12 protein-coding genes are annotated in these 11,808 nt (G+C 63.0%); 6 read left to right on the forward strand and 6 right to left on the reverse strand.

Annotated elements, in window-relative coordinates:
* The 3 genes from MOV75_RS12315 to MOV75_RS12325 all read right to left on the reverse strand — a co-directional run.
* Nucleotides 1-357 (reverse strand): ATP-binding cassette domain-containing protein (locus MOV75_RS12315; protein ID WP_247005820.1); only part of this gene is annotated, 357 nt, incomplete at its 3' end.
* Between the two features lie 5 nt (nt 358-362).
* Entirely contained in the window at nt 363-1,208 is an 846-nt protein-coding gene (locus MOV75_RS12320; protein ID WP_246922664.1) for an ABC transporter permease, read from the reverse strand.
* Between the two features lie 107 nt (nt 1,209-1,315).
* Complete coding sequence (locus MOV75_RS12325) at nt 1,316-2,287, reverse strand: aliphatic sulfonate ABC transporter substrate-binding protein (protein WP_246922667.1); 972 nt, start codon at nt 2,285-2,287, stop codon at nt 1,316-1,318.
* 188 nt (nt 2,288-2,475) lie between these two features.
* Between MOV75_RS12325 and MOV75_RS12330 the strand changes: the two genes are divergently transcribed.
* Complete coding sequence (locus tag MOV75_RS12330; protein ID WP_246922671.1) at nt 2,476-5,268, forward strand: [protein-PII] uridylyltransferase; 2,793 nt, start codon at nt 2,476-2,478, stop codon at nt 5,266-5,268.
* A gap of 72 nt (nt 5,269-5,340) precedes the next feature.
* On the opposite strand, the gene MOV75_RS12335 is transcribed toward MOV75_RS12330, so the two are convergent.
* Nucleotides 5,341-6,228: a LysR family transcriptional regulator gene (locus MOV75_RS12335; RefSeq protein WP_246922674.1), complete on the reverse strand. Its 888-nt coding sequence runs from the start codon at nt 6,226-6,228 to the stop codon at nt 5,341-5,343.
* A 202-nt stretch (nt 6,229-6,430) separates the two neighbouring features.
* Here MOV75_RS12335 and MOV75_RS12340 point away from each other — a divergent pair, with 202 nt between their 5' ends.
* Nucleotides 6,431-6,799, forward strand: a complete 369-nt coding sequence (locus MOV75_RS12340) for a nuclear transport factor 2 family protein (RefSeq protein ID WP_246922677.1) — start codon at nt 6,431-6,433, stop codon at nt 6,797-6,799.
* Between the two features lie 97 nt (nt 6,800-6,896).
* Here MOV75_RS12340 and MOV75_RS12345 read toward each other — a convergent pair whose 3' ends face one another.
* Entirely contained in the window at nt 6,897-7,439 is a 543-nt protein-coding gene (locus MOV75_RS12345) for a methylated-DNA--[protein]-cysteine S-methyltransferase (RefSeq protein WP_246922679.1), read from the reverse strand.
* A 39-nt stretch (nt 7,440-7,478) separates the two neighbouring features.
* Between MOV75_RS12345 and MOV75_RS12350 the strand changes: the two genes are divergently transcribed.
* From MOV75_RS12350 to MOV75_RS12360, 3 genes are all read left to right on the forward strand, one after another.
* Nucleotides 7,479-7,895, forward strand: coding sequence for a DUF1304 domain-containing protein (locus MOV75_RS12350; RefSeq protein ID WP_246922681.1), 417 nt, complete (start codon nt 7,479-7,481; stop codon nt 7,893-7,895).
* A 145-nt stretch (nt 7,896-8,040) separates the two neighbouring features.
* Nucleotides 8,041-9,282 carry an ABC transporter substrate-binding protein gene (locus MOV75_RS12355; protein WP_246922683.1) on the forward strand — a complete coding sequence of 414 codons (1,242 nt, stop codon included), beginning with the start codon at nt 8,041-8,043 and terminating at the stop codon, nt 9,280-9,282.
* A 258-nt stretch (nt 9,283-9,540) separates the two neighbouring features.
* A complete protein-coding gene (locus MOV75_RS12360) occupies nt 9,541-10,767 on the forward strand; it encodes an ABC transporter substrate-binding protein (RefSeq protein ID WP_246922685.1) in 1,227 nt (408 codons plus the stop codon).
* A 239-nt stretch (nt 10,768-11,006) separates the two neighbouring features.
* Here MOV75_RS12360 and MOV75_RS12365 read toward each other — a convergent pair whose 3' ends face one another.
* Nucleotides 11,007-11,432, reverse strand: a complete 426-nt coding sequence (locus MOV75_RS12365) for a DUF1330 domain-containing protein (RefSeq protein WP_246922690.1) — start codon at nt 11,430-11,432, stop codon at nt 11,007-11,009.
* A 169-nt stretch (nt 11,433-11,601) separates the two neighbouring features.
* On the opposite strand from MOV75_RS12365, the gene MOV75_RS12370 reads away from it, so the two are divergent.
* On the forward strand, nt 11,602-11,808 hold a 207-nt coding region (locus tag MOV75_RS12370; protein ID WP_247005821.1), incomplete at its 3' end, for a hypothetical protein.

The raw sequence follows: 11,808 nt of genomic DNA on the forward strand, positions 1-11,808 counted from the left end.
CTCGGCCAGCCCGACCCGCTCGAGCGCACGCGCCACCTTCTCGCGCCGCTCAGCCGCGGGCAGATCGGCAAGGCCAAAGCCGATATTCTCGGCGACGCTGAGCCAGGGCAAAAGCCTGGGCTCCTGGAAGATGATGCCGATCTTGGCATGGGGCGAACTGATCGCCTCATTGTCGAGCGTCACGGTGCCCGAGCTGGCGCGGTCGAGACCGGCGACGGCGCGGAGCAATGTCGACTTGCCGCAGCCGGAGCCGCCGATAATGGCGACGATCTCGCCTTGCCTGATCTCGGCGGAGAAGCGCGCCAGAGCCTGGACACCGTTGGGATAGGTCTTGCTGACCCGGTCGAGCGCCAGCATCGCCTTTAAGCTCCCTTCGCGCGGACGAAGGCATCCTGCCAGCGCAGGAACGGTGCGGCCGCGACCTCGATGAGCCAGTCGGTGAGCTTGCCGAGGATGGCGAAGATCACGATCGCGGCCAGGATCTGCGCGGGCTTGCCGAGCTGCTGGCCGTCGAGCAGGAGATAACCGAGACCTTCGGAGGCGCCGATCAGCTCGGCCGCCACGACGAACATCCAGCCGAGGCCGAGCCCGACGCGCAAGGACACGACATAGGCCGGCAACACGGCGGGCAACAGGATGCGGCGGATCATCGCCGGGCCGGACAGGCGGAAGGTGCGACCGACCTCCACGATCTTGCGGTCGACCGAAAGGATCGCGCCCATCACGCCGAGATAGACCGGGAAGAACACGCCGACCGCGATCAGCGCGACCTTCGAGGTCTCGAAGATGCCGAGCCAGAGGATGAACAGCGGCACCCAGGCGAGCGAGGGGATGGCGCGCAGCGCTTGCACGGTCGGATCGAGCAGCCGGCGGGCGAGCGACCAATAGCCGGAGATGGCTCCCAGCAACGTGCCTGCGACCACGCCGAACGCGAAGCCGAGCGCGACGCGCCACAGCGTCGCGGTAATGTGGCGGACCAGCTCGCCTGAATGGGCGAGTTCGGCGATGGTGGCAAAGATGCGCGAGGGCGGCGGCACCAGCCGGCCGTTGGACCAGCCGAGCCAGACCACGAGTTCCCAACCGAGCGCGAGCGTCAGCGGCAGCAATACCCCAAGCAGCGGCCGCGCATAGCGCAACAGCCGCGGAGGCGCGGCAACGCTTTCGGCCGGTTCGGAAGCTTGTTGCAGGACTGGCGCGTCGGAGATCATGGCCGGTAGGAAGCGCGTCTGATCAGGGATTGCAACACTACTATTGCCGCGCCTGAGCCTCCGTAGCCCGGATTTCGCTTCGCTCCATCCGGGCTACAAGACCAACCTCAATTCGTCGGCAGCGGAACCTGGTCGTCGATCAGGGTATCCAGCGTCGCCTTCACGTCGACTTTGGCATCGACGACGCCGGCCTGTTGCAGCGCGAGGCCGGCGGCGAGGATCGACTCGCGCTGGGGCGCGCCGATCCGGCTATGGGTGAGCTCGGTGCGCTCCTTGAGCTGCTTGTCGACGACAGCCTCAGGCAGCTTTGTGACGGCGATGAAGGTCTTTTTCAGCTCGTCGTAATTCGCCAGCGAATATTTGCGCGCCTCCTCGTACACCGCGAGCACGCGGCGGGCCGCATCCGGATGGTCCTTCAAAAACTGCTCGCGCACATTGAGGATGCCCCAGGTGTTCGCGTCGGCCTTGCGGTAGAACAACTTTGCGCCTTCCTCGACCTCGGCCTGCGCCATCATCGGATCGAGGCCGGCCCAGGCATCGACGTCACCGCGGATCAGCGCGGTCTTGCCGTCGGCGTGCTGGAGCAGCACCGGCGTGATGTCCTTCTCGGTCAGGCCGGCGCCAAGCAGCGCGCGCACCAGGAAGATGTGCGGATCGGTGCCGCGCGTCACCGCGACGCGCTTGCCTTTGAGATCGGCCACGCTAGCAATCTTGGAGTCCTTGCCCGTCACCAGCGCGGTCCACTCGGGACGCGAATAGACGTAGATCGACTTGATCGGGTTGCCGTTGATCTTCGCCACCAGCGCCGCCGAGCCCGCGGTCGAGCCGAAATCGATCGAGCCCGCATTGAGGAATTCGAGCGCCTTGTTGGACCCGGCCGACTGCACCCAGGTGACGGTGATACCGTCCTTGGCGAACTCCTTCTCGAGCAGCCCCTTCTGCTTCAGGACCATCGACACCGGATTGTAGGTCGCCCAGTCGATGCGGATTTCCTTGAGCGGATCCGCCGCCTTTGCCGCTTGGGTCATGGCGAGCGCAACCGCTCCCGCCAGCAGAATACGTCGTATCATCCCGGTCATGCCCAGCCTCCTCAAAAACCTCATTGTTTTTCAATGAGTTATATCTAGAAATCAACGAGAAAATCCGTCCCTTGAAGACCCGCCGGCCGAGAACAGATTTGTCCCAAGCCGCAGCTTTCCAGCATGGAACGACTATTGCCAGAGAATGGCGGGTGACAGCGCCTGTCACCTCTTATATCCGGTGAGGCATGGACAGCGTCGCGACTGAGCACAAGGCCGAGATGGACGATCGTTTCGACACGGCGCGGATCACCGCCGCGGTCGATGCGCTTGCCGAAAAGCATCAGGGACGCGAAGACGCGTTCCGCACCGCCATGGCACAATTGCTCAAGGCCGAGCTGATCGCCGCACGCGCCGCGGCACAGGAAATCCTTTTGAAGGACCGCCACGGCCGTCACTGCGCCGAGCGGCTGTGTCACGTCCAGGACGAGATCATCCGCATTCTGTATTCGGCGGCGACCCGGCATCTTTACCGCTCGCCGATCCCGAGCGGCGCCGAGCGCATGGCGGTGGTCGCGACCGGCGGCTATGGCCGCGGTCTGATGGCGCCCGAATCCGACATCGATCTCCTGTTCATCCTGCCCTACAAGCAGACCGCCTGGGGCGAGCAGGTCGCCGAAGCCATCCTCTATTGCCTCTGGGACATGGGGCTGAAGGTCGGTCACGCCACGCGTTCGGTCGACGAATCGATCCGGCAGGCGCGCGGCGACATGACCATCCGCACCGCGATCCTGGAGACGCGCTTCCTCACCGGCGACAAGCCACTCTATGACGAGCTGGTCGCGCGCTTCGACAAGGAGGTGGTCCAGGGCACCGCATCGGAATTCGTCACCGCAAAGCTCGCCGAGCGCGAGGAGCGGCATCGCCGCGGCGGCCAGTCGCGCTACCTGGTCGAACCCAACGTCAAGGATGGCAAGGGGGCCTTGCGCGACCTGCACACGCTGTTCTGGATTGCCAAATATGTCTACCGCGTGCGCGACACCAGCGAGCTGGTCGAACGCGGCGTGTTCGACGCGCAGGAATATCGCAGCTTCCGCCGCTGCGCCGATTTCCTCTGGTCGGTGCGCTGCAATCTGCACTTTTACTCCGGCCGCGCCGAAGAGCGCCTCTCCTTCGACCTCCAGCGCGAGATCGCGGTCCGGCTCGGCTACACCTCGCATCCCGGCATGCAGGACGTCGAGCGCTTCATGAAGCACTACTTCCTGGTCGCCAAGGAGGTCGGCAACCTCACCGCCATCCTCTGCGCCAAGCTCGAGGACCAGCAGGCCAAGCCCGCGCCGGTGCTGAGCCGGATGATGGCGCGGCTGCGGCCGACCGCGGTGAAGCGGCGCGTCCCCGACAGCGACGACTTCATCGTCGACAACAACCGCATCAACGTTGCAGCGCCCGACGTGTTCAAGCACGATCCGGTCAATCTGATCCGCATCTTCCGCCTGGCGCAGAAGAACAACCTCGCCTTCCACCCGGATGCGATGCGCGACGTGACGCGGTCGCTTGGCCTGATCAACGCGCAGCTTCGCGAAAATCCCGAGGCCAACCGGCTGTTCATGGAGATCCTGACCTCGGACAACGCCGAGATCGTGCTGCGGCGGATGAACGAGACCGGCGTGCTCGGCCAGTTCATCCGCGCCTTCGGCAAGATCGTCTCGATGATGCAGTTCAACATGTATCATCACTACACGGTCGACGAGCATCTGATCCGCTGCATCGGCTTCCTGCAGGACATCGAGCGTGGCGGCGTCGAGGAATTCGCGCTCGCCAGCGACCTCATGCGCAAGTCCCGGCCCGAGCACCGCGCGGTGATCTATATCGCGACGCTGCTGCATGACGTCGCCAAGGGCCGGCCGGAAGATCACTCGATCGCCGGCGCCAAGGTGGCGCGCCGGCTCTGCCCGCGGCTCGGCTTCAGCCCGGCCGACACCGAGCTCATCGCCTGGCTGATCGAGGAGCACCTGACGATGTCCACGGTCGCGCAGTCGCGCGACCTCTCGGATCGCAAGACCATCGAGAATTTCGCCGCCGTGGTGCAGTCGGTCGAACAGATGAAGCTGCTGACCATCCTGACCACGGCCGACATCCGCGGCGTCGGTCCCGGCGTGTGGAACGGCTGGAAGGCGCAGCTGCTACGCTCACTCTACTACGAGACCGAGCCGGTGCTGACCGGCGGCTTCTCGGAGGTCGATCGCGGCAAGCGTCTCGCCGCGGCCTATGCCGAATTCCGCATGGCCTTCGCCGAATGGCCGGAGGACGAGCTCGATGCCTATATCGGCCGGCACTATCCGGCCTATTGGCTCAAGGTCGAGCTGCCACGCAAGATCCGTCACGCCCGCTTCGTCCGCTCCAGCGAGCAGGCCGGCCACAAGCTCGCGATCAATGTCGGCTTCGACGAGGTGCGCGGCGTCACCGAGCTGACGATCTTCGCGGCCGACCATCCCTGGCTGCTGTCGATCATCGCCGGCGCGTGCGCCTCGGCCGGCGCCAACATCGTCGACGCCCAGATCTACACCACGACCGACGGCCGCGCGCTCGACACGATCTCGATCTCCCGGGAGTACGACCGCGACGAGGACGAGGGCCGCCGCGCCACGCGCATCGGCGAGATGATCGAGGACGTACTCGAAGGCAAGTTGCGCCTGCCCGAAGTGGTGGCGCGGCGCACCGTGCGCAGCAAGGCGCGGCCCTTCGTGATCGAGCCGGAAGTGACCATCAACAACCAATGGTCCGACCGCTACACGGTGATCGAGGTCTCCGGCCTTGATCGCCCCGGCCTGCTCTACGAGCTGACCACCGCAATCTCGAAGCTCAATCTCAACATTGCGTCAGCCCATGTTGCGACCTTCGGCGAGCGCGCGCGTGACGTTTTCTACGTCACCGACCTCCTGGGTGCACAGATCAGCGCGCCGACCCGGCAGGCTGCGATCAAGAGCGCGCTGACCCATGTGATGGCCGGCGACAAGGCGGTTGCCGCGCCGGCGGCGTGATCTCGTGCCGTCATTCCGGGCTCGCCGATGCGCGGCATCCCGGATTGATGAGGGGAGAGATCGAGGCGCCAATCATCGCACCGACTTTTGCTCAGAGAATCGTAGCGTGTTCACCAGTGCAGACAGCGCGGCTGGTTGATGCTGACGACTCGGATAATACATGAAGAAGCCCGGAATCGGCGGCGTCCAGTCCTCCAGCACCCTGACAAGGCGGCGTTGCGCAACATATCCGGCGACCTGCTCTTCATAGGCGATCCCGATACCGACTCCAGCGAGCGCCGCCTGAATCACCAGGTGAGTATCGTCAATGATGAGCGGGCCGTTCACGTTGATCGTGACCGACTTTCGTCCCTGCTCGAACTCCCACCGATAAGGACCACCCGCAAGACGCAGGGTGATGCACCGATGTTCGCTGAGGTCCTTTGGCTTTTCGGGGATGCGTCGTGATGCGAAATAGCGTGGCGACCCTACGACCGCCAATCGCAGCTCGGGCGTGATACGAACCGCGATCATGTCCTTTTGAATGTACTCGCCAAGCTGAATACCGGCATCGAACTCGCCTGCAACAAGGTCCACAGGTCCGGTGACGGTGACAACGTCCAGAACGATGTCAGGGTAGGTCTCGGCGAAGGCTCTGAGGCGCGGCAGCAATACCATCACGGCAGCGGATCGTGACATGACAATTCGAAGGCGACCTTCGGGTCTGCGCCGAACGCTTTGGGCTTTGTCGATGGCATGACGAATTTGCTCAAGTGCCGGCGACAATTCTTCCAAAAGAGCTGCCCCCGCAGCGGTTGGCGCAACGCTCTTGGTTGTTCGAGCGAGCAGCTTCAGCTCGAGCCGCTGCTCAAGCCTCCGGATGGTGTGGCTCAACGCGGACTGAGATACACCCAGCTTTATCGCAGCGCGTGTAAAGCTTCGCTCATTGGCTACGACTGCAAACGCAGCGAGCTCGTTCATTTCGTTTGTCATCATTCATGAATATCACTCACGAGCCCATGCCATGCAAGTCGTCTAGTTTCATAAATCAGTTTGCCTTAGATCTTTGCGCGAGCAAGGAGATGACCTGCAGTAACGTCCCGAACGTGAGGCGGGGTCGAGGCTCGGCACAGTTGGCCGAGCCGCTTTAATGGGTTCGGTGTAAACAGCTTTGAGGATAACGATGGACACGGACGCTTCCGCCTTGCGCTCCCTCGCGCAGACCTATTTCGATGCCGCCTATGAAATGGATGCTGAGAAGTTTGCATCCATATTCCATTCCTTGAGTTCCGTGACCAAGGTCGCCGAAGACGGCAACGTCGGCGTGACGCCGATTGCAACCTGGCTAGGAGCGGTCCGCAGCATGAAAGCTCCGAAGCAACAGGGCTTCGAGCGGGATGATCAGATCCTGTCAATCGATATTGAAGGCGAGCTCGCGCTCTTGAAAGTGAAATTGCACATTCCGCCGCGTTGCTTCACGGACCTTTTGTCATGCCTGAAGGTGAGCGGGACCTGGAAGATCGTGCAGAAAGTGATGACGTCGAAAATCTGATGGATTCGGCTACAGCAGGGGCAGCAGCCGAAGATTCGCTCGACGACCCATCGCTGGGGCAAGACCTTGAAGCAGGCTCCTTGTCGCTCACACCTCCTCAAACAGGCTTTCGAACCTCCACCCCCTCGTGCCGCAGCAGCCAGCGCTTGCGCTCCAGGCCGCCGCCGTATTTCACCAGCGAACCATCGGCGCCGATCAGCCGATGGCATGGCAGCACCACGCTGATCGGGTTGGAGCCGTTGGCGTGGCCGACGGCACGAATGGCTTTTGGCGTGTCGATCTTTGCGGCGAGCGCGCCATAGCTCATGGTGGTGCCCGCAGGGATTTGCGCGAGCGCAGTCCAGACCTTCCGCTGGAACGGCGTGCCCGCGATGCGCCATCCGATGCTCGAGAGCTGACCGAGATCGCCTTCGAAATAGCCCGACAGCGCCGTCCGCATGGTCGCGGGCGCAGGCTGGTCGCTCAGATCGACTGCGCCATAGTGCAGGCGCAGGAGCTCACGCATGCGGTGCTCGTAGTCTGCCCAGTCGAGCGCGCGCAGCGCACCCTCGGCATCGGTGACGAGCAAGGCGATTCCGATCGGCGTCGTCAGGCGATCGAGGCCGAAGCGAATAGAGAGTTTGGTTGGTCGGCTGGCCATTACGGCACCATTACATCGAAACACGCCATCGCACTTGCCATGCCGGCCATGCTAACGTCCACCCGAAAGCTGACGCTTCGGGGGGAGCTGACTTTGATCCTGATCGCCAATGTCCTGGTGGCGCTGGTCGCCGCGCTGCACGTCTTCTTCCTGATCCTGGAGATGTTCCTCTGGGACAAGCCGCAGGGGCTGAAGGTGTTTCGCAACACGCCGGAGAAGGCCGAGATCACGAAAGTGCTGGCTGCCAATCAAGGGCTCTATAACGGCTTCCTCGCCGCGGGCCTGATCTGGGGTCTCCTCCACGGCAACCCGGCCTTCGCGTTCCAGATCAAGGCGTTCTTCCTGCTTTGCGTGATCGTGGCCGGCGCCTATGGCGCCGCGACCGTCAGCAGCCGCATCCTGATGGTCCAGGCGCTGCCGGCGGCGGTCGCGCTGGCTGCCTTGTTCCTCGCCTAGCCCTCGACCTGAGACGCTACGGCGCAGCGTTGCGATCCTTGCGCGGCGGCGAACCTTCCTCCACAATCTTCGGCAGCGATGGCGACCGTTGCAATCAACGGAAAAAGACCGTCGGCCGAAAATTCCGTCAGGAGGAACAACCCACATGAGCAATCGCAGAGCCTTCATAGCTGCCACGGCGGCGCTCGCCTTCGCGTTCTCCGCGAACCAAGCCTTCGTAAGCCAAGCCCTCGCCCAGAAGAAATACGACACCGGGGCGAGCGACACCGAGATCAAGATCGGCCAGACCGTGCCGTTCTCCGGCGCCTACTCCGTCTACGCCAATATCGGCAAGACCCAGGCCGCCTACTTCAAGATGATCAACGATCAGGGCGGCATCAACGGCCGCAAGATCAATCTGATCCAATATGACGACGCTTATTCGCCGCCGAAGACGGTGGAGCAGGTGCGCAAGCTCGTCGAAGGCGACGAGGTGTTGTTCACCTTCCAGATCATCGGCACGGCCGCCAACGCCGCCGTGCAGAAATATCTCAACGGCAAGAAGATCCCCCAGCTGCTGGCGTCCACCGGCGCGGCGCGCTTCAACGATCCGCAAAACTATCCATGGACCATCGCCTATAATCCCAACTACGTGTCCGAGGGACGGATCTACGCCAAATACATTCTCAAGGAGCATCCGAATGCCAAGATCGGCGTGCTCTACCAGAATGACGACATGGGCCGCGACTATCTCGCCGGCCTCAAGAGCGGCCTCGGCGACAAGGCCGCCAGCATGATCGTCGGCGAGGTGTCCTACGAGGTTACCGATCCGACCGTGGACTCGCAGGTGGTCAAGCTGAAATCGCTGGGCGCGGATCTCTTCTACGATGCCTCGACGCCGAAGTTCGCGGCGCAAGCCATCAAGAAGGTGGCCGAGCTCAACTGGAACCCGGTGCACATCCTCGACATCAATGCGAGCCCGATCTCGGCGACGCTGAAGCCGGCCGGCCTCGACATCTCCAAGGGCATCATCTCGACCCAATACGGCAAGGAGCCGAGCGATCCGCAGTGGAAGGACGATCCGGGCGTGAAAGCGTTCTTCGCCTTCATGGACAAGTATTTCCCCGAAGGCGACAAGCTCAACACGGTCAACACCTATGCTTATTCGGTCGCCGAGCTGCTGACGCAGGTGCTGAAGCAGTGCGGCGACGACCTGTCGCGTGAGAACGTGATGAAGCAGGTCGCCAACATCAAGGACTTCACCCCGAGCTTTGCGCTGCCCGGCATCAAGATCAACACCGGGCCGAACGACTATCGCGTCAACAAGCAGATGCAGATGATGCGGTTCAACGGTGAACGCTGGGAGCTGTTCGGACCGATCATCGAGGACAACGGCCCAGCGGGTTAGCTCGAGGGCGGATCTCGTAGGGTGGGTTAGCCCCGCGGATTGCGCGAAGCGCAAACCGCGAGGCGTAACCCACCTCTTCGGCCTCCGCGGCGACAGACGTGGTGGGTTACGCCTTCGGCTAACCCACCCTACGAACTGCGGGTTTCACCCGCCTTGCGTTGCAGCAGAGCGTCCGCCGCACTGCGGCCCAGCGATGACGCCCGCTTGCCGCCACGGCAACGGAAAGATCATCGAGATAACAAACCGAGGAAATTGCGAATGAGGAACGGATTATTGCATCTGGTCGCTGGTACGGCACTCGCTTTGGCGCTGTCGGTCTCGGCGACCAATGCCCAGAAGAAATATGATCCCGGCGCGTCGGACACCGAGATCAAGGTCGGCCAGACCATGCCGTTCTCGGGACCGGCGTCGGCCTATTCGTCGATCGGCAAAACCCAGGCCGCCTATTTCAAGATGATCAACGACCAGGGCGGCATCAACGGCCGCAAGATCAACCTGATCCAGTATGACGACGCCTATTCGCCGCCGAAGGCCGTGGAGCAGATCCGCAAGCTGGTCGAGAGCGACGAGGTGCTGCTGACCTTCCAGATCATCGGCACGCCCGTGAACGCGGCCGTGCAGAAATATCTCAATTCCAAGAAGGTGCCGCAGCTGTTCGCAGCAACGGGCGCCTCGCGCTTCACCGATCCGAAGAACTATCCTTGGACGATGGGCTTCAATCCGAACTACTTCGTCGAGGGCCGCATCTACGGACAGTACATCCTGAAGGAGCATCCGAACGCCAAGATCGGCGTGCTCTATCAGAACGACGACCTCGGCAAGGACTATCTGAACGGCATCAAGGCCGGCCTCGGCGACAAGGCCGCCAAGATGATCGTGACCGAAGCGTCCTACGAAGTGTCCGATCCGACCGTCGATTCGCAGGTCCTCAAGATCAAGGACGCCGGCGCCGATCTGTTCTTCAGCGCCACCACGCCGAAGCAGGCCGCGCAGGCGATCAAGAAGATCGCCGAGATGGGCTGGCATCCGGTGCAGATCGTCGACATCAACGCCACCTCGGTCGGCGCGGTGCTGAAGCCGGCCGGCCTCGACGCCGCCAAGGGCCTGATCAGCGTCAATTACGGCAAGGAACCGCTCGATCCGACCTGGAAGGACGATGCCGGCCTGAAGAGGTATTTCGACTTCATGGCCAAGTATTATCCGGATGGCGACAAGGACTCGAACTTCAACACTTACGGCTACAGCACGGCGCAGCTGCTGGTCCATGTGCTGAAGCAGTGCGGTGACGATCTGACGCGCGAGAACGTCATGAAGCAGGCGGCGTCGCTGAAGGACGTCGTCAGCGATACCGCGCTGCCCGGCATCAAGGCCAACACCTCGCCAACCGACTATCGCGTCAACAAGCAGCTCCAGATGATGAAGTTCAACGGCGAGCGCTGGGAGCTGTTCGGCCCGATCCTGGAAGACGCGGGCCCGGCAGGTTAGTGGTTGCCTGGTTCTGAAATGCGATCGGCGGCCTTCGGGCCGCCGATTTTGTGTTCGCGACTCAAATCCCTCACCGTCACCCTGAGGTGGCCGCCTCTTCGGCGGCCCTCGAAGGGCGACGGCCCGGCTGGTCGCAGCGCGGAAGCATCGAGGCGGCCGTGCATCCTTCGAGGCTCCCGGCGCGACGCATTGCATCGCGCCGCTCGCACCTCAGGATGACGGGGAGAGAGCAACGCGCCCTACGCCGGTATCTCTCCAAAATTCTTCCCGACCGGCAGCACCGCGTGCCGGATCAGCCGTGAGTCCTCCACCGCGGCCTGGCGGTGCTTGACGGCTTCGCGATAGACGGGATCGCGGATCATCTCGACGAAGGCTGAGACGCTTGGATATTCGGCGATGAAGCAATGGTCCCAGCGTTCGTCCTGCGGACCGATCAACATCAGCTCGAACCTGCCCTGCCAGACGATCCGGCCGCCAAGGCGTTCGAACACCGGCCCGCTCTCGCGGCCATAGGCTGCGTAGGCCTCCGCGCCGCTCGCCTTGCGTCCGTCCGGATAGGCCGCTTCTTTGCGCAGGCGCACCAGGTTGAGCATGTGGATCGGGCCGGGACGGTCATTGTCCCGGAATTGTGCGAAGATCTCCTTGGTCGGATCGATATGGCCCATGCGTGTTTCCCTGTTGTTTTGTGCCCGCAATCCTAGCGCCGTCGCCTCATCAGCGGAACTGCGGCGGGCGAATGCCCCATCTCCTAATCACGCGTTAACGTCGGGGTAACCGGGCCTTAAACTGCGACCGCTAGCGTGCGGCGGGGCGGGCTGACCGGGCGTTTTGCGTATGGGGTTGGGAAAGAAAAAGGGTGGGCGGAAGGAGCCGCTGTTCGGCTTGCCCGCGGCGCTCGCCGATCTGCGCCTGACCGCGGCGGATCGCATTCCCGGCGGCGACGACAAGCCGAAGAAATCGACGAAATCATCCGCCAAGCGCAAGAGCGAGGATGCCGGCGACGAGCCGCCGCGCGAGCGCAAGACGTCGGCCAGCCGCAGC

The organism is Bradyrhizobium sp. PRIMUS42, assembly GCF_023006515.1.
In the GTDB taxonomy this organism is placed as follows: Bacteria; Pseudomonadota; Alphaproteobacteria; order Rhizobiales; family Xanthobacteraceae; genus Bradyrhizobium.